Origin of the sequence: Catellatospora sichuanensis, assembly GCF_007483665.1 — a bacterium.
Taxonomy (GTDB): Bacteria; Actinomycetota; Actinomycetes; order Mycobacteriales; family Micromonosporaceae; genus Catellatospora; species Catellatospora sichuanensis.
Genome location: NZ_ML660187.1, coordinates 294,471 through 318,107 on the forward strand (window position 1 = coordinate 294,471; position 23,637 = coordinate 318,107).

The 23,637-nt window shown below is 69.5% G+C and carries 18 protein-coding genes and 2 pseudogenes; 14 read left to right on the forward strand and 6 right to left on the reverse strand.

The window, feature by feature from the left end; translation table 11 throughout:
- Nucleotides 1–335 precede the first annotated feature (335 nt).
- Nucleotides 336–869 (forward strand): SigE family RNA polymerase sigma factor, encoded by a 534-nt coding sequence (locus FLL47_RS08600; protein ID WP_144119900.1) that lies wholly within the window; start codon nucleotides 336–338, stop codon nucleotides 867–869.
- The gene (locus FLL47_RS08605) at nucleotides 866–1,630 is read left to right on the forward strand and encodes a hypothetical protein (RefSeq protein WP_144119901.1); all 765 of its coding nucleotides are present in this window, start codon (nucleotides 866–868) and stop codon (nucleotides 1,628–1,630) included. Before FLL47_RS08600 ends, FLL47_RS08605 begins: the two co-directional genes overlap by 4 nt.
- Here the strand turns inward: FLL47_RS08605 and dnaA are convergent.
- Nucleotides 1,627–3,261: a chromosomal replication initiator protein DnaA gene (dnaA, locus tag FLL47_RS08610; protein ID WP_144119902.1), complete on the reverse strand. Its 1,635-nt coding sequence runs from the start codon at nucleotides 3,259–3,261 to the stop codon at nucleotides 1,627–1,629. The two genes, FLL47_RS08605 and dnaA, sit on opposite strands and share 4 nt — an antisense overlap.
- Nucleotides 3,262–3,929: 668 nt before the next feature.
- On the opposite strand from dnaA, the gene rpmH reads away from it, so the two are divergent.
- From rpmH to FLL47_RS42750, 9 genes are all read left to right on the forward strand, one after another.
- Nucleotides 3,930–4,067, forward strand: a complete 138-nt coding sequence (gene rpmH, locus FLL47_RS08615) for a 50S ribosomal protein L34 (RefSeq protein WP_144119903.1) — start codon at nucleotides 3,930–3,932, stop codon at nucleotides 4,065–4,067.
- A 20-nt stretch (nucleotides 4,068–4,087) separates the two neighbouring features.
- Nucleotides 4,088–4,531 carry a ribonuclease P protein component gene (rnpA, locus tag FLL47_RS08620; protein WP_144119904.1) on the forward strand — a complete coding sequence of 148 codons (444 nt, stop codon included), beginning with the start codon at nucleotides 4,088–4,090 and terminating at the stop codon, nucleotides 4,529–4,531.
- Entirely contained in the window at nucleotides 4,528–4,812 is a 285-nt protein-coding gene (gene yidD, locus FLL47_RS08625; protein ID WP_144119905.1) for a membrane protein insertion efficiency factor YidD, read from the forward strand. The genes rnpA and yidD overlap by 4 nt, the downstream gene beginning before the upstream one ends.
- Nucleotides 4,809–5,684: a membrane protein insertase YidC gene (gene yidC, locus FLL47_RS08630; protein WP_144119906.1), complete on the forward strand. Its 876-nt coding sequence runs from the start codon at nucleotides 4,809–4,811 to the stop codon at nucleotides 5,682–5,684. The genes yidD and yidC overlap by 4 nt, the downstream gene beginning before the upstream one ends.
- Before the next feature lie 140 nt (nucleotides 5,685–5,824).
- Entirely contained in the window at nucleotides 5,825–6,442 is a 618-nt protein-coding gene (locus FLL47_RS08635) for a Jag family protein (protein ID WP_246157664.1), read from the forward strand.
- 11 nt (nucleotides 6,443–6,453) lie between these two features.
- Nucleotides 6,454–7,185: a 16S rRNA (guanine(527)-N(7))-methyltransferase RsmG gene (gene rsmG, locus FLL47_RS08640; protein WP_144119955.1), complete on the forward strand. Its 732-nt coding sequence runs from the start codon at nucleotides 6,454–6,456 to the stop codon at nucleotides 7,183–7,185.
- Between the two features lie 520 nt (nucleotides 7,186–7,705).
- Nucleotides 7,706–8,977 (forward strand): ParA family protein, encoded by a 1,272-nt coding sequence (locus tag FLL47_RS44695; RefSeq protein ID WP_281286677.1) that lies wholly within the window; start codon nucleotides 7,706–7,708, stop codon nucleotides 8,975–8,977.
- A gap of 40 nt (nucleotides 8,978–9,017) precedes the next feature.
- Nucleotides 9,018–10,064: a ParB/RepB/Spo0J family partition protein gene (locus tag FLL47_RS08650; RefSeq protein WP_144119907.1), complete on the forward strand. Its 1,047-nt coding sequence runs from the start codon at nucleotides 9,018–9,020 to the stop codon at nucleotides 10,062–10,064.
- Nucleotides 10,065–15,669: 5,605 nt separating this feature from the next.
- Nucleotides 15,670–15,822, forward strand: a complete 153-nt coding sequence (locus FLL47_RS42750; RefSeq protein ID WP_186315613.1) for a hypothetical protein — start codon at nucleotides 15,670–15,672, stop codon at nucleotides 15,820–15,822.
- A gap of 227 nt (nucleotides 15,823–16,049) precedes the next feature.
- Here FLL47_RS42750 and FLL47_RS08660 read toward each other — a convergent pair.
- A pseudogene (locus FLL47_RS08660) lies at nucleotides 16,050–16,602 on the reverse strand (transposase); the annotation flags it as partial.
- A gap of 165 nt (nucleotides 16,603–16,767) precedes the next feature.
- Between FLL47_RS08660 and FLL47_RS45130 the strand changes: the two are divergent.
- On the forward strand, nucleotides 16,768–17,172 hold the full coding sequence (locus FLL47_RS45130) for a hypothetical protein (protein ID WP_425457664.1): 405 nt from the start codon (nucleotides 16,768–16,770) through the stop codon (nucleotides 17,170–17,172).
- Here FLL47_RS45130 and FLL47_RS43575 read toward each other — a convergent pair.
- On the reverse strand, nucleotides 17,163–17,339 hold the full coding sequence (locus FLL47_RS43575; RefSeq protein WP_222106001.1) for a hypothetical protein: 177 nt from the start codon (nucleotides 17,337–17,339) through the stop codon (nucleotides 17,163–17,165). The genes FLL47_RS45130 and FLL47_RS43575 overlap by 10 nt on opposite strands.
- A gap of 1,033 nt (nucleotides 17,340–18,372) precedes the next feature.
- Between FLL47_RS43575 and FLL47_RS08670 the strand changes: the two are divergent.
- Nucleotides 18,373–18,966 (forward strand): annotated as a pseudogene (locus FLL47_RS08670) (hypothetical protein); the annotation flags it as partial.
- Nucleotides 18,967–19,154: 188 nt separating this feature from the next.
- Here FLL47_RS08670 and FLL47_RS08675 read toward each other — a convergent pair.
- Complete coding sequence (locus FLL47_RS08675; RefSeq protein ID WP_144119908.1) at nucleotides 19,155–20,138, reverse strand: D-alanine--D-alanine ligase family protein; 984 nt, start codon at nucleotides 20,136–20,138, stop codon at nucleotides 19,155–19,157.
- A gap of 7 nt (nucleotides 20,139–20,145) precedes the next feature.
- Nucleotides 20,146–21,408, reverse strand: a complete 1,263-nt coding sequence (locus tag FLL47_RS08680; protein ID WP_246157682.1) for an aminotransferase-like domain-containing protein — start codon at nucleotides 21,406–21,408, stop codon at nucleotides 20,146–20,148.
- A gap of 265 nt (nucleotides 21,409–21,673) precedes the next feature.
- Between FLL47_RS08680 and FLL47_RS08685 the strand changes: the two genes are divergently transcribed.
- Nucleotides 21,674–22,345, forward strand: coding sequence for a GNAT family N-acetyltransferase (locus FLL47_RS08685; RefSeq protein ID WP_144119910.1), 672 nt, complete (start codon nucleotides 21,674–21,676; stop codon nucleotides 22,343–22,345).
- Nucleotides 22,346–22,352: 7 nt separating this feature from the next.
- Here the strand turns inward: FLL47_RS08685 and FLL47_RS08690 are convergent, their stop codons facing one another.
- Nucleotides 22,353–23,636 (reverse strand): DUF2786 domain-containing protein, encoded by a 1,284-nt coding sequence (locus FLL47_RS08690; protein ID WP_144119911.1) that lies wholly within the window; start codon nucleotides 23,634–23,636, stop codon nucleotides 22,353–22,355.
- Between the last annotated feature and the right edge of the window lies 1 nt (nucleotide 23,637).

Here is a 23,637-nt window from a genome sequence, read left to right on the forward strand (position 1 = left end):
GACGTCCACAGGTTATCCACCGGCAATCCCCAGAGGTTCTCCCCAAACTGTGGACACAGCCCATCCACGTTCTCCACAGCGATATCCACCGATCATGGCCCGCTGTCCACGGATCAAGGGCTCCATCCACACGGGCGTCCACACTCTTTCCACAGCAAGATTTTTGGCGGAATCTCTGTCCACATCCGTCCACAGGGGATCCACAGGCAATCCACCGGGTTATCCACCGACTTATCCACGATCACTGTGGACAACGGGCAACCTTTCGTCGCCGCGGGCCACTTACTGGCGGCGTATCCGGCACCGGACACCCTCTACCCACAAGGCGGATCCCGATGGACGCATCGCGCGCCGAAGAGTTCGAGGCTTACGTACGGGCACGGACGCCGGCGCTGCTGCGGGCGGCGTATCTGCTCACCGGCGACCAGCATCTGGCCGAGGATCTCGTCAACGACGCGTTGATCCGTACCCATCAGGTGTGGCACCGGCTCTGGGACGGCAGCCCCGAGGCGTACACCCGCAAGATCATGTATCACCTGCAGATCTCGTGGTGGCGTCGCCGCAAACGCACCCCGGAGCGGCTGACCGACGTCCCACCCGAACCGGGCGTGAACTCCTACCCCGTCGACGAGCAGGCGCGGTCGGTGACCCGGCTCGCCCTGCAGGACGCGCTCAGCCTGCTCGGCGCCCGGCAGCGGGCGGTGCTCGTGCTGCGCTACTTCGAGGATCTGTCCGAGGCAGAGGTCGCCGAGCTGCTCGGAGTGACGGTCGGCACGGTCAAGTCGCAGTCCGCCAAGGCGCTGGCGAGGCTGCGCATCATCGCGCCGCATCTGCTCGACTCCCCGACCAGCGACAGGAAGCTGCGATGAACGACTTCTTCCGCGCCCAGCTCGCCGACCTCGCCGCGCAGGCGGTTCCGGCCGACCTCTACCCCCGGGTGCTCACCGGCTCCCGCCGTCGATCCCGGCGCAGGACGGCGGCCGTGCTCGCCGCGGCAGTGGTGCTGTCGGGCGGGTTCGCCACCACGGTGCTGGTCGGCAGGTCCTTGCCGCCTCCGGTGACCACGCCCTCCGGATCGGCTGGCCCGGTGACCACGCCGCCGACTCTCAGCGGATCGCCCTCCGCCGAAGTTTCTTCCGAACCGGTGGTGGATGTGCGCAACGCGTCCTACGACGTTCCGGCGATCGCCGTGTGCGCGGCGGGCCGCCGGACGTTCGTCGACGGCACGGAGCGGGACGGCCCCTACAACCACCTGACCGTGGCCGAGCCGTCCCCACCGGTCCGCGCGGACCTCGACGGGGTCCCGGGGGACGAGATGATCGTGCTCGTCAGCTGCCGGGTCGAGGGGATCTTCACGCGCAAGCAGCTGCTCGCGTTGACCGTCGCCGACGGCACGCTCCGCCCGCTCGGCCTCGTGCTCGACTCCCGGACGTTCGACTTCTTCCCCTGGATCGACCCGGCGCTGGTGTCGGTGCGCGGGGACGTGGTCACGGTGCGGATCGAGGGGTACGGCAACGACGACGGGGCAGCGCGCATCGCTCCCGAGGAGCGCGGGTTCGCGTACCGCGACGGCGCTTTCGTTCAGGTCAGTGGACCGACGGCGCGTCCGTCGCCGTTGCCGGCGAGCTAGATCTGCTTGATCCGGTTGGTGAGTTCGGCGATCTGGTTGTAGAGGGATCGCCGCTCCGCCATCTGCTGCCGGATCTTGCGGTCGGCGTGCATGACCGTGGTGTGGTCGCGGCCGCCGAACGCCTGCCCGATCCGGGGCAGGGAGAGATCGGTCAGTTCGCGGCACAGATACATGGCCACCTGCCGCGCGTTGACCAGCACCCGGGAGCGGGAGTGACCGCGCAGGTCCTCCAGGCTGACGCCGAAGTACTCCGACGTCGACAGCATGATCTGGTCGGCGGTGATCTCCGGTGCCGCGTCGTCGGGGATGAAGTCGCGCAGCACCTCCTCCGCGATCGACAGCTTGACCTGCTCGCGGCTGAGGTTGGCGTACGCGGTGACGCGGATCAGCGCGCCCTCGAGTTCGCGGATCGAGTTCGACACCCGGGAGGCGATGAACTCCAGCACGTCGGCGGGCGCGTGCAGGCGCTCCTGGGCGGCCTTCTTCTGCAGGATAGCGATGCGGGTCTCGAGGTCCGGCGGCTGGATGTCGGCCAGCAGGCCCCACTCGAACCGGGTGCGCAGCCGGTCCTCCAGCGTCGACAGCGCCTTGGGCGAGCGGTCCGACGTGATGACGATCTGCTTGTTCGCGTTGTGCAGGGTGTTGAAGGTGTGGAAGAACTCCTCCTGGGTCCGGTCGCGCTTCTCCAGGAACTGGATGTCGTCGATCAGGAGGATGTCCACGTCGCGATAGCGCCGCTGGAACGCGCTGGCCTTGTCGTCGCGGATCGAGTTGATGAAGTCGTTGGTGAACTCCTCGGTCGACACGTACCGGACGCTGCGGGCGTGGCCGAGCTCCTGGGCGTAGTGGCCGATCGCGTGGAGCAGGTGAGTCTTGCCCAGCCCCGAGCCGCCGTAGATGAACAGCGGGTTGTACGCCTTCGCCGGGGACTCGGCGACCGCCACCGACGCGGCGTGCGCGAAGCGGTTGGACGAGCCGATGACGAACGTCTCGAAGCGGTACTTCGGGTTCAGCCTGTTGCCGCCGCCGGCGTCGCCTGCCGCTGAGCCGGGCGTGGCGCCGGGACGGCGCTCCCGCTCCTCGCGTACCGCCGCGAGCGGGTGCGGCACGGCACGGCTGTCCATCGGGCCGGTGCCCCGGCCGGGGCCGGAGTCGGAGGGTCCGTCGCGGTGGTCGGAGGTGCGCAGCGAGGCGGCGCGCACCGGGGCGACCTCTGGGTGCCGCGGCACCGGAACGGCGAACAGCGCGTCCTCGCCGTCGGCGGCGGGCGCCACGACGGGATGCTCGATCGGCGGCGGGGTATAGACAGGCGCGGTGTATGCGACCGGGGCGTACTCGGCGGGCGGCGGAGGCGGGGGCGTCGGGCGGGCCGCAGACTCGTCCGGGGGCCGCACCTTCACGGCCACCTGCACCGGCCGCCCCATGATCCGGGACAGCGTGTCGGTGATGGCGGTGCGCAGCTTCGTCTCGATGATGTCGCGGATGAACGCGTCCGGCACGCTCAGCAGCACGAGGTCGTCGACCACCGCGAGGGCCTGGGTCAGCCGCAGGTACGCGCGGTGCTGCGCCGAGACGATCTCGTCAGCGAGCTCGTCGGTGGCAGCCAGCCACACGGCGTTGAGGTCGCTCACCTGTCAGCCTCGTTCATGCGCTCGACCCTTCGATTCCGTGTAGCGGGGCTCGGTTGAAGCACCGGGCTGCCCGTCAGCTCCCGCACGACGGCTCCGATCGATGACGGTGTCATCACGGTCCGTGGTTTTCCCCCGGGTTATCCCCCGAATCAACGAGGTTCTCCACAAGTTATCCACAGGCTGTGTGTCGATCGGTATCCGGGGTCCGGCTGGTATGGGTCGCCCTATCCGGCGCACGAGCGCCTGCAACACGGCCCACCGTGCCGAACGAGCCACCTTATTGCCCGGTTTTGCGGTAACCGCCACAATTAACGGGCAGTCCCGTCAGTCGGGCACTCCGGCACGCTAACAGGGTTATCCACAGGCGTCCACCTGTTGTCCACAGCTTCACTCTCGGTGAGTGTTGATAACGACACTGTCGGTTGCCGTCGAGCGCTCGCTGTTGACACGATGAGTGAGCTGCGAAGAGTTCTTGGCGGACATCGACGGCACGTGTACCCTGGAGCGGTTGCTCCATCACCCTCTGCTAGGGTGTCGGTTGCGGCGTCCGCCCTGACTCAGACAAGATCGAGATTCTTGGTCCCGATCCTGCCGTCAACCGGGCGGTGCATCCGCGAGAAGCTAGAACTTCCCCGCTCGACGGCGGGGCGATCCCCAGGAGACCTGACGTGAGCAAGCGCACGTACCAGCCGAACAACCGTCGGCGCGCGAAGACCCACGGCTTCCGGCTGCGCATGCGTACCCGCGCCGGGCGCGCGGTGCTGTCGCAGCGCCGGGGCAAGGGCCGCGCCCGCCTGGCGGTCTGAGACCCCGGGACGGGCCTCGGATGCTGCCGGCTGCGCACAGGTTGAGGCGAAGCGCTGACTTCGCCGCCGCCGTGCGGGCGGGCCGCCGAGCCGGTCGTGGCGCCGTGGTGGTGCACCTGACGGTGCCCGTGACGGTTACCGAACATGAGACGGCGTGGCAGGGAGACGATCCCGGCCACGCCGTTGTCGTGCCCGGGCAGGTATCACAGGCGGGATTCGTGGTCTCCAAGGCGGTGGGGAACGCGGTGATCCGCAACACGGTGAAGCGCCGGCTGCGCCATCTGGCAGCCGACCGGCTGGGCGGGCTGCCCGCCGGAGCCACCGTGGTGGTGCGCGCGCTGCCGCAGGCGGCGTCCGCCTCGTACGAACAGCTGGGCCGGGACCTCGACGGCGCGCTCGCCGCGGCGCTCAAGCGTGACCCCGGCCAGACCTCGCGCCGCAGGTCAACCGGGGGTAAGCCATGACGCAGCCGTCGCGACCCACGACACTCGCCGGGCGCGTGCTGGCCCTACCCATCATCGCGTACCGTCGTTGGGTGAGTCCGGGCCTGCCAGCCCGTTGCCGGTTCTACCCGTCCTGCAGCGCGTACGCGCTGGAGGCCATCGCGCGTCACGGCGCGGCCAGGGGGTTCTGGCTGACGGTCAAACGGCTCGGTCGCTGCCATCCCTTTCACCCGGGCGGATATGACCCAGTGCCACCCAACACCCGCCGCAGTACTGATGTGACTGGAGCAACACCCTCATGATGGACTGGATCTACACGATCGTCTCGAAGGTCCTGCTGCTATGGCACAGCCTCTTCGACAAGCTCTGGGGCGACGGCACCTGGCTCGCCACCAACTGGGACTGGGTCCTGGCGATCGTCTTCCTCGTGCTGACCGTCCGTGTGATCCTGTTCCCGCTGTTCATCAAGCAGATCCGGTCGCAGCGGGCCATGCAGACGCTCCAGCCGCAGCTCAAGGCGCTGCAGGAGAAGCACAAGGGTGACAAGGAAACGCTCCAGCGCGAGATGATGGAGCTCTACCGGCGGGAGAAGGCCAACCCGCTGATGGGCTGCCTCCCGCTGCTGATCCAGATGCCCATCTTCTTCGGCGTCTTCCACGTCATCAAGCGCCTGGGCACCGGCACCAGCGACGAGACCCTCTACGGCTGGACCGCGGCGCAGTTCCAGAGCGGCATGGCCGCCGACCTGTTCGGCGTCTCCATCGGCGCGACGTTCACCAACGGCGGCCTGGCTGCCGTGCTCTGCGGCATCCTCGGCATCGTCATGATCATCACGACGTACCTGACCAGCCGCCAGATGATCCTGAAGACCGGTTGGTCCGAGGACCCCACCCAGAAGATGATGCAGAAGCTGATGCTGTACGGCATCCCGGCGACGCTGATCATCTCCGCGGTGGCCTTCCCGCTGGGTCTGATCATCTACTGGACCACGACGAACCTCTTCACGCTCGGCCAGCAGATGTGGGTGCTGAAGAAGTACCCGCCGCCGAAGATGGGCGGCAAGCCGGAGCCGAAGATCGTCGACCCGGAGGTCGCCAAGGCGCTCGCGCCGAAGGTGGGCGCCAAGCCGACCACCAACGCCAAGCGCAAGACGGTGAAGAAGAACGTCGGCTGAGCGGTGACATGGTCGCCTGCCACCGCGGGCCGACCCGCCGGCTGACTGCCACCCCCACACAGACCTGCTCGTGATCCCCGCGCCGTGAGGCGCGGGGCCGATCACGGGGTTTTGATCGGACCGAACACCCGGAGAAGAACGTGACCGACCAGACTGAGCTGGACGACGTGGCAGTCGAAGACCTCGCCGAGGCCGAGGAAGGCGCGGCCGAGACCAAGGGCCACGCAGCCGAGAACGGCGCGGCGGAGACCGAAGAGGGCGCCGACGAGGCCGCCGCTCCCAAGCGCAAGACCGCCAGCGACGCCGACCTGTTCCGCCAGAGCGAGATCGCGGCGGACTACATCGAGGGCCTGCTGGACATCCTGGACGCCGATGGCGACATCGACGAACTGGTCTCCGGCGGCCGCCCGGTGGTCGAGGTGGTCGGCAGCCGCCTGCAGTCCCTCGTCGGCCCGCGCGGGGCGACGTTGGAGGCACTGCAGGAGCTGACCCGCCTGGCGATCTTCAAGCAGACCGGCGAGCCGAGCCGGCTGCTGCTGGACGTCGGCGGCTACCGAGACCAGCGCCGCAAGGAGCTGGGCGCGCTGGCCAAGAACGCGGTGGAGAAGGTCAAGCAGCACGGCGAGGCCGTCAAGCTGGAGCCGATGTCGGCCTTCGAACGCAAGTGTGTGCACGACGTGGTCAACGCTGCGGCGGGGGTGCAGAGCGAGTCCGAGGGTGTCGAGCCCAACCGCCGGATCGTGGTACGTCCCGCGTGAGTTCCGATGACATGACGGAGCCGGTCATCCCTGACGGGGTGACCGGCTCCGTGCTCTCCCCAGACCTCCGCCCGGCCGCCGAGGCGCTGTTCGGCGACCGGCTCGACACCGCCACGCGGTACGTCGAGCTGCTGGCCACCGACGGCGTGGTGCGCGGCCTGATCGGCCCGCGCGAGGCCCCCCGGCTGTGGGACCGGCACCTGCTGAACTGTGCCGCCGTGGCCGAGCTGATTTCTCCCTCCGCCACGGTCGTCGACGTGGGCTCTGGAGCCGGTCTGCCCGGTATCGTGCTCGCAGTGGCTAGACCGGATATTTCGGTCATTCTGGTTGAACCACTGGCACGTCGGACCGCCTTTCTGGAAGAGGCGGTGGCGGCCCTCGGCCTGACCGGCCAGGTCACCGTGGTACGCGGCCGCGCGGAGGAGCAGATCGGCCAACTCAGCGCGGACGTGGTCACCGCTCGCGCGGTGGCGCCTCTGGACCGGCTGGCGGGCTGGTGCCTGCCGCTGGCCTCGCTGGGAGGTCGCCTGCTGGCGCTCAAGGGGATGTCGGCCGCCGAGGAGATCGTGGAGCACGGCGACGCCGTCGCCCGGCTCGGCGGCGGGACGGCCGTGATCCACCAGTGCGGCGTCGGGCTGATCGACCCGCCCACCACCGTGGTGGAGATCGTCCGGGAGCGCGAGGTCGTGCCGAAGACTGCCAAGCCGTCCCGGCGGGCAGGGCGCGGAGGACGCCGGCGCTGAGCGGTGCGCCCTCCGCTCACGGAGAGGGCGCACGACGATGGGTGTCCTACAAACCAACGGTGCCGGCATGTCCGCCTCGGCCGATGTGCCGCGCCCCCGTACCTATGCCGGCGCGTTTCCCGGTGCCGGTGCGGCCATCCGCTCACCCCTGTCCGGCGCGGTGCTGGCGACCGGTGCGCCACCGGCCCGGCGGGTCATGCGCGCCGCCCCCGTCGCCCCCGTCGCAGCCGGTTGGCCCGGCGCTTGCGCCGCCCGTCGACAGCTTGGATGTCGCATGTCACTGGTGCCGGGATTCTTGGTGTATGTCCAGCCAGAAGGCGGTCTCGAGCGTGCCCAACCGGACGACTGTGGTAGCTTCCGTCGCCCGACCGCCGTAGGCTGGCCGCGCGTCGATAATGTGGACCCGACTGTCGCGGGTGCGGTCGTTGCACCGCCGGCAGAGACGCCAGCGCGCGCCGGACCGGCCGGCGCAGCCATCCGATCCGATGCGGGCAGGGATGACACGGTGCAGGAATACGGCATGAGCCTCCCCCAGGGCTCTTACGGCGTTGTTTCACGTGAAACATCAACCCCGGCGCAGCGAGGCGCCGCCAACCCGGGCTCCGGAATGAGGCCGACCGTCGCGAACACGTACTCGTCGAGCGCGGCAGGTTCACACCCGGTGTCCAGTGGTCCGGCGAGTCCTGACGCGACCGGTTTCCGCGCGACGGCTTCGGTGCCGCCACCGGGGAGCAGTGTGCCGCCCGCGGAGTTCTCATCGGCTCCGCACGGCGCCACCGGCTACGTGCCGGTGTCCGCTCCCCCGGCGAACCGGCCGCCGTCGCCCCGCCCTCAACCCAGTTCTACGCATGTCGCGGGTGAGGATCAGAGTGCGACCGCGTACGGTGCTTCTGACGCGAACACGACAGCGTCCGGTAGTTCGGAGGACCCACCGTTGGCCATGGAAGCGATGCGCGCCGTACAGATCCTGAACCCGAGCGGCGAGGTGACTATGCCTCGCCCGACCCGGCAGCGCGTCATGTGCGTCGCCAACCAGAAGGGCGGCGTGGGCAAGACCACCACGACGGTGAACCTTGCGGTGGCCCTGGCCCTGCACGGCAACCGGGTCCTGGTGGTCGACCTCGACCCGCAGGGCAACGCCTCGACCGGACTCAACGTGCCGCACCACGCGGGCGTGCCGGACGTCTACGACTGTCTGATCGACCAGGTGCCGATGGAAGAGGTGGCGCAGGCGGTCGAGGGCATCCCGAACCTCTACTGCGTACCGGCCACCATCGACCTCGCCGGTGCCGAGATCGAGCTCGTCTCCGTGGTCGCCCGTGAGTCGCGGCTGGGCCGTGCGATCCAGGGCTTCCCGATGGAGTTCGACTACGTCTTCATCGACTGTCCCCCGTCGCTGGGCCTGCTCACGGTCAACGCGCTGTGCGCCGCCCAGGAGGTGCTCATTCCGATCCAGTGCGAGTACTACGCGCTGGAGGGCCTCAACCAGCTCCTGAACAACATCAACCTGGTGAAGGCCCACCTCAACCCGAACCTGGACGTGTCCACGATCCTGCTGACCATGTACGACCGGCGCACCCGCCTCGCGGACGCGGTCGAGCAGGACGTGCGCAACCACTTCGGGGAGAAGGTGCTGACCTCCGTCATCCCCCGCAACGTGCGCGTCTCCGAGGCACCGAGCTACGGCCAGTCGGTCATGACTTATGATCCCGGTTCGCGCGGAGCCACCAGTTACTTCGAGGCCGCGCAGGAGATCGCCGAGCGCGGCGCGAAGATCGGAGTTGCGGCATGACCACGCGGAACAGCATCACTGCGGAAGGCGAGGCGCCGGTATGACCCCGCCCCCCGTTCGTAAGGGAGGCCTGGGCCGCGGTCTCGGCGCGCTGATCCCGACGACCCCGATCGCACCTGCGGCCCCTGTGGCGGCCCCGGTGCCGGCGCAGGCCGCTCCGGTCGAGGTTGCACCGGTCTCCGCTCCCCCGGCCGTCACGGCTGCCGTGGAGGCTCCGCAAGCGCCTCAGATCGTGGAGATGCCTCCCCCGGCGCAAGTCACGGACCTGGCACCTGTGCCGGGCGCGCGGTTCGCCGAGATCCCGGTCGGCTCGATCGTGCCGAACGCCAAGCAGCCTCGGCAGATCTTCGACGACGAGATGCTCGACGAACTGAAGATCTCCATCCAGGAGGTCGGCTTCCTGCAGCCGATCGTCGTTCGCGAGCTCGGCCAGGACAAGTACGAACTCGTCATGGGCGAGCGGCGCTGGCGTGCCGCTCAGGCCGTCGGCAAGGAGATGATCCCGGCGATCATCCGGGACACCCGCGACGACGCCATGCTGCGCGACGCCCTGCTGGAGAACATCCACCGGGCCCAGCTGAACCCCCTGGAAGAGGCTGCGGCATACCAGCAGCTGCTGGAGGAGTTCGGCGCCACGCACGACGAGCTGGCCAAGAAGATCGGCCGCAGCCGGCCGCAGATCTCCAACACCATCCGCCTGCTGAACCTGCCCCCGCAGGTGCAGAAGCGGGTTGCGGCCGGAGTGCTGTCCGCGGGCCACGCACGGGCGCTGCTCAGCCTCGACCAGGCCGACGCCCAGGACAAGTTGGCGACCCGCATCGTGGCCGAAGGCCTTTCCGTGCGGGCCACCGAGGAGTTGGTGACCCTCGCCAACGCGGAGGGCGAAGCGAAGCAGCCCGCTGCCAAGCGGCGCGCCAAGCCACACGCCCCTGCCCTGGTCGACCTGGCCGACCGGCTGTCGGACCGGTTCGACACCAAGGTGAAGGTGGACATCGGGCGGAGCAAGGGCAAGATCACGATAGAGTTCGCGACGGTTGACGACCTGGAGCGGATCGTCGGAATCATCGGCGTGGAGAATCAAGAATAGACTAGGTTGATGAAGCGGGGCCGCCTTGATCAGGCGGCCCGCTTCTTTTTGTCCCAGACCGACCCTGTGACCGTACTGCCGGGCCATTGGCCGAGTTGCCGGGCTCGCGGCTGCAGCATCGCCGGTAGGTGTCGATGTCGGTGGGTCGCCGGCGATCCGGGACGGCAGTGCCGGCCGCCCGCGGTGCAGTACCCGGTCCCCCGGCCCCGGCTGAGGGGCGGTTGGCTGAAGTCTCGGGCGATGGTGGGGCATGCCGACATGCGGGTTGCCGGTTGTGCCTCGAGTGGTGATCCGCATGTGAACCAGGACGTCGCTGGCCGGGCGTTGCCGGACTCCGTCATACGCGCTCACGGTCCGACGGTTTCGGGCCCTTGACCCTCCGCCAGTCCTTCAGGCTGTCGTGTTGGCATCCGACCGGCGTTGGAGCGGGCGTTGGGCCGGATCGGACTTGGAGCCCGTTCGTGCCGGTGCCGGTGCCGGTGCCGGTGCAGCTGCCGGTGTCAGTGTCGGGCGGGTGGCAGCTGACTGCCCAGGGCCGCGCACGACGTTGGGTGGGTCCGATGCTCGATAGAGGCTGCTCCGTTGGCGATCTCTTCTGCTCCTCGAACCGGGCACCCTGGTCCGTCGCCTCGGCAGGGCGGTGCATGCCATCGATGCGGGAGCCGACTGCAGCGCAGCGAGGCCTCCTGTGGCATTGCCAGGCTGGGCTTGTGCCCCCTCAGACGTACCCATCGTTCTCGTAGGAGCTACCCGAGGTTCTTTTCTAGCCCCGGGCAGCCCTCCGGCCTCCGCCCACATGTGGATCGGCCCTGCCCGGCCCTGCCCGGCCCTGCCCGGCCCTGCCGGGCCCTGCCCGGCCCTGCCGGGCCCTGCCCGGCCCTGCCGGGCCCTGCCCGGCCCTGCCGGGCCCTGCCCGGCCTGTTCCATATTCCCGTCGGCCCGGCTGCCCCGGCACACGACCTCCCACCGGCATATAGCCCGAGGCCCGCACAAGGACGGACCACAGGCGGGCCCATCCCCCACCCCTTCATGGACCTGTTCCGGCACTCCTCGTACACGGGAACCCTGGGTTCGCCGTGCTGGACGAGGTGCACGCTTCCGGGGGAGGTGGCCAGGGTGCGTTACCCGACCTCGCTTTACATCAGCTCGATCCAGGCGCGTTGAGCGACGACATTGCCGCCTGCCCAGCGCTCGTTCAGGCTTCCGCGACGGGATGTTCAGAGGTACCGCTCCTGCTGCTTCCGATGGCGGCCTGGGTAACGCCGCCCGTGTCATCGCACGGTCGGTGATCAGCAATTGGTCGGGCCTGCTCGCGGGGACGGGGTACGGGGTACGGGGTACGGCAGATCGAACGGTTCCAAGGCTGCAGCTGGCGAACGTTCATACTCCGCCGGCGGCCGCCTCTGGGGTTGGCCCCTGGGCAAGGGGTTGCCTAGGCGCCGGGCACTCAACTGACATACCGGCCCGTGTCGGAACGGCCGGTCCGTCGCGTCGCGGGGCAAGCATCTGCGCCCCCGGAGACGGGCGAAGCGTTGGACAGCCGCCTCTGGGGAATGGCCTCGCCTCCCCGTGGCGCACGGTGGCGATCTCCGAGTGTGCGCGGGAACTCTCCCGCCGGGTGCGGCTGACTCGCGACCGTGCGGCTATGACGGGGCCGTGGTCCGACTTTTGCGCGGAGTGTGCCGGCGCAGGATACGTGAGGCGGGCGCGGCGGGGTGCATGCACCGCGCACAGGGCGGAGCGATGTTTCACGTGAAACCGAGAGATCGTCTTCGGGCTCGGGGCCAAGGCCGCATTCAGGCGACTCCATCGGCGTTGTGGCAACTGCCGTGGCGCAACCCATGTGAGCCGAGGCCGGTGCGTACGACATCGGGCTGCCAGGCGGTGCGCGCTCCGACCTTCGGTTGACGTCCGGCGCGGCCGCGTATCACGGGACCTCGGCGATGCTCGCGTATTCCTTGCGGGCTGGACGAGGCCGGGACGGCGAGTTGCGGCCGACAGCAGTTGGTCGGACCGAGGCGCCTGTACGGTCTCCGGCCCGATTGGCCATGCGCGCATCGGAGCGAGGACACAGGCCGTCTGGCCGACCGGGCGGCGGCCGAGCGGCGACCACGCGGCCGAGCGGCGATCGGGCGGCCGAGCGGCGACCGGGCGGCCGAGCGGCGACCGGGCGGCCGAGCGGCGACCGGGCGGCCGAGCGCCGACCGCGTGGATGGGGAGCGGCGTTGTGCGCGCGGACAGCGGCCTGCAGCGGCGGGCAACGTGACTCGATCGCGGGTGTCGGTGCGCCAGGGCCGCCGCCTGACGGCCCGTCGTCTCGGCGGCCCGGTCGCCTTAGGGGACGCGCATCGCGGGGACGGAAGGCGAACTCCTGGCGGTGTACTTCGATCCTGGGGGTGTTGGAGCGACCCGATGCCAGGCTGCTTGCGAGTCGTCCGGTACTCGTGGCCTTCGGCCATAGGGTGCCGTAGACCAGAGGCTGCTGGCGGGCGAGGAGAGTCGACCAGCGTGGCGTTGGGCTTCCTGAGTCGCGAAACCGGTGAGGCTGGCGGCGATCTTCTGGTTTCACGTGAAACCTCCACCTCGCGACTTGTGCTCTACGGTGCATCAGTGGCCGCGTTGCACGCTTTCGCCGACGCTGGTGCCGCCAGGTGGTTCGTGCCGGCCCGCCGAACTCGGACAGTCCAGTCCTGTCCCGCTAGACGGCAGACGCCTATCCGGAACCGTCGGTCGGCCACCCAAGTGGGTGAAGCCATTCGGCATCGGGCGCGATGCCACCCGATGACGGAGTGCGGTCCTCGCGTGTCAGCGGCGAGCGGCCTTGGCCACGGTGCCTGCGGATGACTCCCCAAGCCGGTTCGTCGCGGAACGAATGCCTCGGCAGTCGAGTGACAGGGTCGCCCCTGGTACCAGGGGCGACCAGGTGCCGATGCGACAGCCAGCGTCAGGGACTCCCCGGGGTTGGCCAATCGGTAGTTGCCGGGCTGCTGGGGCACCTCTTCGGCGTGATGGGCCACATCGCCCCACGTCGCCCTGACAGGCCATGTCCAGCGCCGGTGCACGAGGTCCGTGTCGCCTGGCGCGCCAGCGTGCATCGGGGTCGCCGACTTGGCGAGAGTGGGCACCACGCCACAGTTGGCGACTGCGTCGGTGGCGCCCGACAACCAGTGGCGAGGTCTCCAAGATCCGGGTAATTCGCGTGCAGGCCCGGTCCGGCTCATGACGGGTTGCGCGGGCGGGTACTCAGGCACTCAGATCGGCGGTGCCCATCCGTGCAGCCACCAATGTGAGGACAGGACTGAGATCCGCTATGCCGAAGCGACGCGGGCCGGTTGTGCCGCACTGCCCTCATGAAAGGGACCCGTGTGCGACTTCGGTGGTCCTGTGCGGGACGTCGGTCGGGTGCGCCGTGAGCCAACCGTCCGCCTGACGCCCGCGAGGCGCTGGTTCGCGGGATGGCCTCAGGACGAGGTGTGGGTTCGTCCGACCCCGCCGGCACAACGCGGGAGGCCGAAAGGTGTCGGTGACCGAGAACGGGCGACTGCTTACGGAGCTGGCCCGTGGCTGTCTCCGAATGGTCGACAGGCTCGGCTGACATCACCAGCACCGTGCCGGGTGAGGTCGGGGACGACGGAGGTCGTGTCCACGGGCGGCGCGGTTTCGTCGACCCGGTCGTGGGCCAACTACGGACGGGCCGACTCTGTCTCCCCGGTTCCAGGGAACGCTATGGCTCAGGGGAACGCCAGCGAGATGAGAACTCCAGCGATAGCTGCCTGGGCGTCTGCCGGAGTCCAGGCCATTGGTCCTACCGGCCCGATTGTTGGGTGCGGAGCAGGCGGCCGCGGTTACGCCATCCCACACCGGGCCGGACGCGTTAAGGGCGGGCGAACGCGCCCGTGCCGTGGCGGCCGGGCTGTGCGGCGGGTCCTGCAGTACGGAGCCCTAATCGGGCGTCCGCCACAATGTCGGCACCACGAGACAAGGGTGATCGGGCCGGCGAGGTGGCGGCCGCCGGTCTCACTCCCCCACCGCGACCGCCCGTCCAAGTTCTGGAGGGCCGCAGGCGGCGCGGGCATAAGCGGTGCGCTTGGCAGGCCGCGTTCGCAAGCCGTCAGGTCGAGGCGCAGCCCGGCGTATGCGGCGTCCACCGCGGTCAACACTCGACCCGCGCGAATCGACCGTGACAGCCAGGTTCCCCTATTCCGGCCCCCGTGTACCGCGCCCGTGTCGGCAGGTGAGCTCGGCGGCCGTCAGCGTTCGGTTGCAGGCGTGCATTGTCAGCGAGCCCTTGGCGATGGGAGGAGGCCCTGAGGGAGTCAAGCAGGTGTTCGCGTCATAGCCAACGAACCGGCGCCCGCGATCGCACCGAACACGGTCCCGCCCGCCGAGCTGCTCCGATCGCCGGGCGCTCGAACTCTGCCCGTGGGCTGAGTCTGAGAACAGAAGGGAGCGGAGTACGGGCCCCCCATAACGAGCTTTGCATGGTCTGCGGAGGCTCTCGCGAGGTTCGCCGGGCACAGGTACGGCACGGGTTGGCGGTAGGTGATGCGCGGCGGTGGTGTCGGAGCAGAGGCGAGGGTATGAAGGCAGGGCGCAGCCAACTCCGGGTCGCCGGTTTGTGGGAGTGGCGCGGCATCGGTGGAATTTCGGAGGGCTGGCGGCGCGGTCGGCCGAGCACTTCCGGTCCTATGCCGTTGCGTGCACTGTTTCACGTGAAACACGATGATCGAGTTTGTGATCGCTGGCGTTTTGGGTAACCAGCCGCGCTGGCCCCCAGTGGTTTGACGCAGATGTCTCTCGCTCCCATCCGAGCAGAACGCGGGAGCAACGCGGCGAAGGGCCTTGGGCGCAGGTGCTCCAGTGAACGTTCGGTCCGGACTGTGGCCGTGTTGTCGCCGCGCGCCGAAGTTCTACGCATGCCGCCCTTCGGTGTGGACACCGTGCGGGCGCGGTGCGACGCCTGCGGAAGTGTCCGGGGCAACTCGCGGGATGTCGGGACTTGCACACCGCCGCTCAAGACTGCTGACCGCGCTGTGCGCCGGTGCACAGCGCGCAGGTGGGCACGGTGGGCCAGCCCGACTACACGGCGGACCTTCGGCTGCGCGCCGCTACGAGGCCATGGGCTACGAACCGATGCTGGCACGAGCGCCCGTTTCGCGGTCGCCAAGTGTCGTCCACCCAGGAAGCGGACGAGGGAGGCATCCGGTCGACGGTTGGGTGGCGCCTTCGGTGTGGGCGGCGCACGAAGGCCATCCCGAAGTGGCGAATACCCCCAGGCGGTCGGATGAAGGGCAACGGCACCGCGACGGATCGAAACGACGTTGTACGTGCACTCCCTCAGAACAGTGCGCCGCACGCCCGTCTGCCGACGGGCCACGTGATGCGTCAGCGTCGACGCGACAGACAAGGCACAGCGTGCGAAGGTCTGCCCACGGGGTCGGGCGCGGCGGTATAGCGGCATGGCACACGATCCCTCACGGAGGCTCGCTCGTGCCGTGACCGCATACCTTCGCCGGCGGTCGATGACCACGGCGCTGCGACGTGTCGCCGCAAAGGCGGGGAAAGGTAGGCGCGTCCCGACTGGCCTTCACTGGATACTCTTCCGATGGAGATCCAGAGTCCCGATCTGGTGCGTTACTGGTTCGTCTTCGACCTTGCCGACCACGGGCCCCCGCCGCTGGAACCGGGCGAGGTTCGCCTCGATGGAGGGACACGCCTGTACCGGATTCTCGAGCGGGGGGCAGGTGTGACTGGCTAGGACGAGCAGGACTGCCTGCGTCTGCTTGAGTGCTGTGCTGGTGAACATCTGCCGCCCGTCCAGCGTGCCCTACGCAACCCGCCCGTTGATCCAGCGTGGCGTGGACCTCTGGGCAACCCGGCATGGCGGGGAGTCTGGTACCCAGTCGCCAACATGAGCGGGCCCGTGATCGGGTCAGCGGGAGTCCGTCAGTAGCCGAATAGCGTTGCGGATCGGGTCACCGCAGGTCAGGCCGCGGCAGGTAGAGGGCGTCCACCCAGCGGATGCTCTTCTCGCTGCGGACGCGAACGCGCTCACGGCGCTGGGCTGCCAGGGCGTCGGGGTGGCGGGCGTTGGCGTTGCACCAGCGCAGGTAGGCGTGTACGGCCCGGATCTGAGCTGTGTGGTTGGGGCGGTTTGGAGCCGGCGATGCTGAACTGCCGCAGCGGGCCGAAGCGGGCCTCGATCGGGTTGGCCCACGAGGCGTAGGTAGGGGTGAAGCAGAGTTCGACCCGGCGCTTGGCCGCCCAGTGCCGGATCTGGGCGCTCTTGTGCGCGGACAGGTTGTCCAGGATCACGTAGATCGGGGCGCCGTCCGGGCGGGCGGCGCGGATCGACTTCAGCGCGGCAAGGGTGATCGCAGGCCCTTCCTGCGGGGGTTCACACCCCACAGCATGTCGTTGCCGACCAAGTCGCAGCCGTGGAAGTACCGGACACCGTGGAGGCGGCGTAGGTGGCCGGTAGCCGCTGCAGGTGTCCCTGCTCTGCCCAGCCCGCCCCGGTAGTGGGTCGGATCCCTCGCTGACCGGATCGGTTGGCTCGTGGTTTCACGTGAAACCACGAGCCAACGGTGGCGCTCCAGAAGGCGATGGGACGCGGGTTCCCGCACCGGCAAGCCCTCTGCGTTCTGCCAGCGACACGTGCTTGCCGGCGTGTGCACGACACCGGTGTTGACAGACAACATTCGTGACCGCCACCAACCTCACTCGTTGGGTCACGCCCGACGCCCGACGCCCGACGCCCGACGCCCGACGCCCGACGCCCGACGCCCGACGCCCGACGCCCGACGCCCGACGCCCGACGCCCGACGCCCGACGCCCGACGCCCGACGCCCGACGCCCGACGCCCGACGCCCGACGCCCGACGCCCGACGCCCGACGCCCGACGCCCGACGCCCGACGCCCGACGCCCGACGCCCGACGCCCGACGCCCGACGCCCGACGCCCGACGCCCGACGCCCGACGCGTTGTGGTCGGCGCAGCGACAACCAGTGGAACGACCTCGCCGACGTGGAACTCCACAATCCATCGGCACTCGACAGGCCAGCCCTTGGTGTCGCCCTGGCGGAGGAGGCCACGGAATCACAGGTAGGCGGGGTGACGTTCGGTGGACAGTGCGGCGTGGCACGACGGCTTGGGAGCAGCGATGCGGAAGGGCGAGGTCTCGCCGACGTGCCCCAGACCGACCGCACCGAACAGGACCCAGGTAGATGTCGGCGTGCGGAGACCGAGACCGTGGGTACGGCTGTACTCGCTCACAGCCGCCTCGCTTGAACCCCGCCGCCGCCGACCCCATCGCCCGAAGCGGCCTGCGGATATCACCGTGTTGTGGAGAGGAACGTTCGCGGGTGGTGCCATGCGGACACGCTGACAAGCCGGCCGTGTGGGCTCCCCCAGCGCCACCACCAAGGCAACGCCCGAGCGCGTCACCGCGACCGGAGCCGATCAGCGGCCCTCCGGCTCGACGCGGTGATGCCCCGCTTCAGCCGGCCCTGCCAGCCTTTCGAAGTGGGGCGAGTGCGTCGGTGTCGCCCGGCAACCAGTGGTGAGGCTGGCAACCAGGATCACTGCACAGTGGCGCGGTATCAGGGCCAGGCGCCTCTCACCTCGCTCCGGCATTGGCGAGGGCCGCCTCACTCGGATGTGACAGCGTCGGCCGTGCCGTGCTCCAGGTCGGCGCGGTCCCTGGTCTTCAAAAGGGCGACGGGTCCGGACTCGCCTGCAGTGTCCAGCAACCCGGCCCGCCGAGGCGTGGACTCGACCACGGCCTCCAGCAGTCAGGCCTCGGCCCTCGTCGCCGAACCCGACTGCGGGCTGCCAGATTCGCTGTATCCGACAAGGGCGCCGCCCCGTTCAGGGGCACCGGGTCGGGCACAGGCGGCCGTACACAGGTCCGCGGAAGTTATCCACAACCCGCATGCCCAAGGTCAACGATCTCCAGCGGCCTGCCCAAGTGCGAGGAAGGTCACGTATTCGCTGTCCACAGCCCTGCACCGTCCGATGTCCACAGCCGGAAGCAAGTTATCCACAGGCTATGTTTCACGTGAAACCAGCGATACGGGCGAGCTGAATCCGTGTACTGCCAACGGGATCAGCACGTGAACAGATGTGACGCCGGTCTGCACGTCGACGGAGTAACCGGGGTCACGGTGCCACATTCCACAGGCCGACCCCCACCTATCCACAAAGTTATCCACAGGCACCCTGTGGGCTGTGGTTTCACGTGAAACCGACCCTCGGGAATCCACAGCCGGGGGGAGACAGGACCGCCTGGCTGGGCTAGATTCTGCAGGTGGCCGATACCCCCATGCCCCTTCCCGGCTTCACTGCGTGGCCCTCGTTTCCGTTCGAGGGCGACTTCAAGATCAAGCATCTTGACCCGCCGGTAGCGACCGAGCCTGCCCGCAAGGGTGAGGACTCGGCCGACTGCACGGCGTGCACCGCACCTGACGACGCCTACATCTGGGTGAACGAGCGCTGGCGCGTACGCACCATGGACCGGCCTACGGGTCTGCCGATGGTGCTCATGCTGGAGCCTCGGTCCCACCTCGATCTGGGTGACCTGCCGAACCTTCTGGCTGCCGAACTCGGCGTGATGACGGTGCGGCTTGAACGGGCCATCCGTTCGCTGGACGACGTGGCACGGGTCCACGTCTACCGCTGGGGCGACGGGGCTGCGCATCTCCATGTGTGGTTCATGGCTCGCCCGGTCGGGCAGTTGCAGCTGCGCGGCACCTTCCTGCCGCTGTGGGACGACATCCTGCCGCCGATCGCCGAGGACCAGTGGCGAGAGAGTCTGGCCCACGTCGCGGCGTGGTTGGCGGAGTTCGGCGGCACGCCGCTGGCACAGCCACCGCGCATCGACTGGCAGGCACCCGCGAAGTTGACCGACTCCTGACGTTCTCCACGGCGGCACGCCCCAGAGAGTCCTGCCGCGCCAGGTTCGTCAGGGCCGGTGTGGTCTAGGCCTGACGAGGACTGGCGTCGGCAGACAGCGACATAGAGCGAAGCGCCCGGGTTCCACGGAACCCGGGCGCTTCGACGTACAGCGGTGGAGTGGAAGGCCGGCGCCGGTCAGCCGGCGGGGCGGTCGGCCGCCTGCATCACCAGGCGGGCGATCACGTCGCCCAGGTCGAGCCCGCCGGCCTGCACCGCCATTGGCAGGAGGGACGTCTCGGTCATACCCGGGGAGACGTTGACCTCGAGGACGGTGCACTCCCCCGACGGGGCCACGATCAGGTCGACCCGGGACATGTCGCGCAGGCCCAGTGCCTGGTGCGCAGCCAGGGCCGTCTTGACCACCTCGGCGCTCGTCTCCGCCGACAGCCGGGCCGGCGTGTGCCAGGTGGTGAGGCCCGCGGTGTACCGGGCGGCGTAGTCGTACACCCCGTTGCTGGGCACGATCTCGACGGGCGGTAGCGCGAACGGTCCTTCGCCGAGGTCGAGGACGGAGACAGCTACATCGACTCCCTCGACATAGCGTTCCACCAGGGCGGTCTGGTCGTACGCGAAGCACCCGACCATCGCGGCCGGCAGCGCGGAGGCGTCGCGGACCACCGCGGCGCCAAGCCCGGACCCGCCCTGGGCCGGCTTGACCATCAGCGGCAGACCGAGCCGGTCGACGATGCGCTCCAGCACCGCGACGGCGCCGAGTTCGGAGAACCGGTCGTGCGGCAGGGCGACCCACTCGGGGGTGGCGATGCCGTACTCGACGAACACGGCCTTCGCGGAGGGTTTGTCCCAGGCGAGCCGGGCCGAGCGGGCGTCGGGGCCGACGTAGGGCACACCGCACAGGTCGAGCACGCCGCGCAGTGAGCCGTCCTCGCCGGTGGAGCCGTGCAGGGCGATGAACACGGCGTCCGGGGGGTCGGCCTTCAACGAGGGCAGCAGCGCCACGTCGGCGTCGAGCATCTCCGCCTCGACGCCGACGGCACGCAGGGCGTCCAGCACCCTGCGACCCGAACGCAGCGAGACGTCTCGCTCGTAGGAAAGGCCGCCCGCCAGCACCAGGCAGCGGAGATCGGCTCGGACGACAGGCGCGGTGGACGGTGCGGTCACCCTCGAATCATGCCAAGTCGGGACCGGGCGCGTGCGCGCCGGGCCGCGGCAGCGCGGTCACCACGTCCAGCGTCCCGGTGTCGCCGAAGACGGCGCGCGTGGCCAGCTCCTGCTCGACCACGCCGGCCAGGCGACGCACACCCTCCCGGATGCGCTCCGGCGGCGGGAACGAGAAGTTCAGCCGCAGGTGCTGCTGTCCGGTGCCGTCGGCGTAGAAGCCGGTGCCGGGCACGTACGCGACGCGCGCGGCGATGGCGCGGGGCACCATGGCCTTGGAGTTGAGGCCGGCGGGCAGGGTCACCCAGACGAACAGGCCACCCGCGGGGCGGGTCCAGGTGGTGCCCTCGGGCATCAGGTCGGACAGCGCCGTCAGCAGCGCGTCGCGGCGCTCCGCGTAGATCTGCTGATACGTCTTGAGCTGCTGGCGCCAGGGCATGGTGGACAGGTAGGTGCTCACCACGGACTGGGCGAAGTTGCTCGGGCACAGGATGTTCGCCTCGGTGGCGATCACCAACTTGTCGCGTACCGCGTGGGGGGCGAGGATCCAGCCCACCCGCAGGCCGGGCGCGAAGGTCTTGGAGAACGTGCTGAGGTAGAACACCCCGTCGCGGCGGCGGGCACGCAGCGGGCGCGGCGCCTCGCCCTCGAAGCCGAGCCGGCCGTACGGGTCGTCCTCGACGACCAGCAGCCCTGCTCGCTCGCAGATGTCGAGGACCTGCTCGCGGCGCTCCTCGGACAGGGTGACGCCGGCCGGGTTCTGGTACGTCGGGATGGTGTAGAGGAACTTGACGCGCCTGCCGAGTCGGCGCTGCTCCTCGATCGCGACCTCCAGCGCGGCCGGGATGAGGCCGTCGTGGTCCATCGGCACGTGCACGACCTGGGCCTGCGCCGCCTGGAAGACACCGAGCGCGCCGACGTAGGTGGGGCCCTCGGCGAGCACGACGTCGCCGGGGTCGAGGAAGAGCCGGGCGATCAGGTCCAAAGCCTGCTGGCCGCCGATGGTGACGACGACGTCGTCGGGCGAGGCGCCGACCGAGGCGTCGATGCCGACGTCGGCCATCATCGCGCAGATCTGCTCGCGCAACTCGGGCATGCCCTGGCCGAGGCCGTACTGCAGGGCGCTGCTGCCCTGCTTGGCGACGAGGTCGCCGATGGCCTCACCGACCGCGTCCAGCGGCAGAGCGGCGATGTACGGCATACCTCCGGCGAGTGACACCACCTCGGGGCGGTTGGCCACGGCGAAGAGAGCTCGAATCTCCGAAGCGGTCATCCCGATGATGCGCTGTGCATACCGATCGGTGTAGTCGTCGAGCGTGGTGCCCGTCTCCGACACGGTCCCTCCCCGGCAAGACAAACAGTTGGCCATCGAATCGTACGCTGGGTCAGGTAGGCCTCGAACCGACATTCGGTCGAATCCATCCAACGGGATAGGGTGCACCAAGGCCTTAATCGGGCGTAAAGTCAGTTAGTTGGCTCGGCGACGGGTCAGAAATCGGCGATCGCGGCTGCGCCGCGGTAAGAGCACGGAGCTGCTCATGTCACGCAGAGTGGTGAATCTGACGCTGGACACCCTGGAGGACCTGCCGAAGGGGTGTCGTAACTGCGTGTTCTGGGAACTGGATCCGGTTTCCGGGGAGCGCGCCTGCGCCGCGGGTGACCCAGGCCTGGAGAAGGAGGCTTGGGTCTCGCAGACCCTGCTGGAGTGGGGCTCCTGCGGCAAGATCGCCTACGTCGACGGGATGCCGGCCGGGTTCGTGCTCTACGCCCCGCCGATGTACGTCCCGCGGGGCAACGCCTTCCCCACCTCGCCGGTCTCCCCCGACGCGGTGCAGCTGATGACGGCACACGTGGTCGCCGCCTTCGCGGGTGGCGGGCTGGGCCGGGTGCTGATCCAGTCCGTGGCACGCGACCTCACCAAGCGCGGCATCCGCGCCATCGAGGCGTTCGGCGACGCGAAGTTCGGCGACCACGCTGAGGAGGAGGACGCCAAGCAGTACAGCTGCCTCGCCCCGGCGGAATTCTTCCTCGCCGTCGGTTTCAAGACGGTGCGCCCGCACCCCCGCTTCCCGAGGCTGCGCATGGAACTGCGCACCGCACTGTCGTGGAAGTCCGACGTGGAGTACGCGCTGGAGAAGCTGCTGGGCTCGATGAGCCCGGAGTTGCTGCGCCCAGGTGTGCGGCCGGCGGTGCGCAGCACCACCAACTGAAGCGCTGCTATCGCTCGGTTGCCGCGGGCAGCGGGCTGCGGACCGCCAGTTCAGCGCGATCCGCGGCGGCGCGGCCGGAGGCCCAGCCCGCGGCGTTGGCGACCCGCGAGGTCCGGCTGACGCGGTGTGGGAACAGGTCCTCGAACGCGGTGTCGACGGCCTCGGTCCGGGCGGCCAGCACGGGTACCAGGTCGGTGCCCAGGGACGCTGCCGCGTCGACCTCCTCGCGGACCTCGGTGAGCCGTTCCCCGATGCGGTGGGCGTACGCGCTGAGGAACGCCTGCCGGAACGAGCGCACGTCGTTGCGGCCGTACCGGTCGGCGCGCTGGTTCGCGGTGGTCATCGCGTGGATCGCCTGGACGAGCAGCGAGGTGTAGAGCATCTCGACGGCGTCGAGGTCGGGGCCGAAGCCGACGATGGTGCTCAGGCCGAGGTCCTTGAAGTTGAGCGCACGGCAGCGGTTGGCCTCGGCCACCACCTGCAGCAGCATCGCTTTCGGCCCCTCGTAGGGGTTGGCGATGACGATGCGGCGGCTCTCGGGACCGTCGCTGATTCCGGCGGCGGCATCGACCAGCGCGTGGTCGATGCTGTGCCGGGCCATCAGCTGCTGGGCCTTGGTGGTGAACGCTTCGGCTTCCTCCGGGAAGTCAGTCGACTCCGCTTTGGCCAGCAATGCCCTGATCCGGTCAAGCATGCGCTTATCTGCGTACTCTGTCGCATCGGACGCAGCACGGCGCGGTCGGACCGGTGAGCCCGGCGCGTGCCCGGCGTGCTCCAAGGGTGGCAGCTCCTGGTAGAGCCAGCGCATCAGCTCGAACGCACCGCCGAGCACCTTGAGCCGGTCCAGTGAGTGCCTGGCGCCGAACTGGGCCAGCTGGCCGGCGTCGCCGTGCCACCACACGGTCGCGTCGATCGCCGCCAGCTCGGCCGCCCAACGACGGTCGACGGTCGCCGGGTCGTGAGCCCGCATCCGGCTCGCCGTCACGTCGGCGAGCAGCTGTGCCATCCAGCTGCCGGCGGACTTCGGGGCTCCCGCGCGCACGGCGAAGCGGCGCAGCGTGTGGTCCAGCTCGACGGGCCGCCAGTTGCTGTTCCAGGTGTGCTGCACCGCCTGTTCGAGCGCGTGCGACACGGCCCCGTCGACGGCCTGCGGGTCGAGGGTGCTGGCGTACACCTGGTCGCACACGACGCGGTAGCGCCGGTGGTCGCGCTGTAGGAGCGCGGCGGCGATCTCGACCAGCATCCGGTCGGCGTAGCGGCGCGCCTGCTCCGCAGTGGGGGTGGTCGGCACG

What these genes read in the sequence shown, in the direction of transcription:
- FLL47_RS08600 (WP_144119900.1), top strand. Translation starts at nt 336, where the DNA reads ATGGACGCATCGCGCGCCGAAGAGTTCGAGGCTTACGTACGGGCACGG.
- FLL47_RS08605 (WP_144119901.1), top strand. Translation starts at nt 866, where the DNA reads ATGAACGACTTCTTCCGCGCCCAGCTCGCCGACCTCGCCGCGCAGGCG.
- rnpA (WP_144119904.1), top strand. Translation starts at nt 4,088, where the DNA reads ATGCTGCCGGCTGCGCACAGGTTGAGGCGAAGCGCTGACTTCGCCGCC.
- yidD (WP_144119905.1), top strand. Translation starts at nt 4,528, where the DNA reads ATGACGCAGCCGTCGCGACCCACGACACTCGCCGGGCGCGTGCTGGCC.
- yidC (WP_144119906.1), top strand. Translation starts at nt 4,809, where the DNA reads ATGATGGACTGGATCTACACGATCGTCTCGAAGGTCCTGCTGCTATGG.
- rsmG (WP_144119955.1), top strand. Translation starts at nt 6,454, where the DNA reads ATGACGGAGCCGGTCATCCCTGACGGGGTGACCGGCTCCGTGCTCTCC.
- FLL47_RS44695 (WP_281286677.1), top strand. Translation starts at nt 7,706, where the DNA reads ATGAGCCTCCCCCAGGGCTCTTACGGCGTTGTTTCACGTGAAACATCA.
- FLL47_RS08650 (WP_144119907.1), top strand. Translation starts at nt 9,018, where the DNA reads ATGACCCCGCCCCCCGTTCGTAAGGGAGGCCTGGGCCGCGGTCTCGGC.
- FLL47_RS42750 (WP_186315613.1), top strand. Translation starts at nt 15,670, where the DNA reads ATGGAGATCCAGAGTCCCGATCTGGTGCGTTACTGGTTCGTCTTCGAC.
- FLL47_RS08680 (WP_246157682.1), bottom strand. Translation starts at nt 21,408, where the DNA reads ATGACCGCTTCGGAGATTCGAGCTCTCTTCGCCGTGGCCAACCGCCCC.
- FLL47_RS08685 (WP_144119910.1), top strand. Translation starts at nt 21,674, where the DNA reads ATGTCACGCAGAGTGGTGAATCTGACGCTGGACACCCTGGAGGACCTG.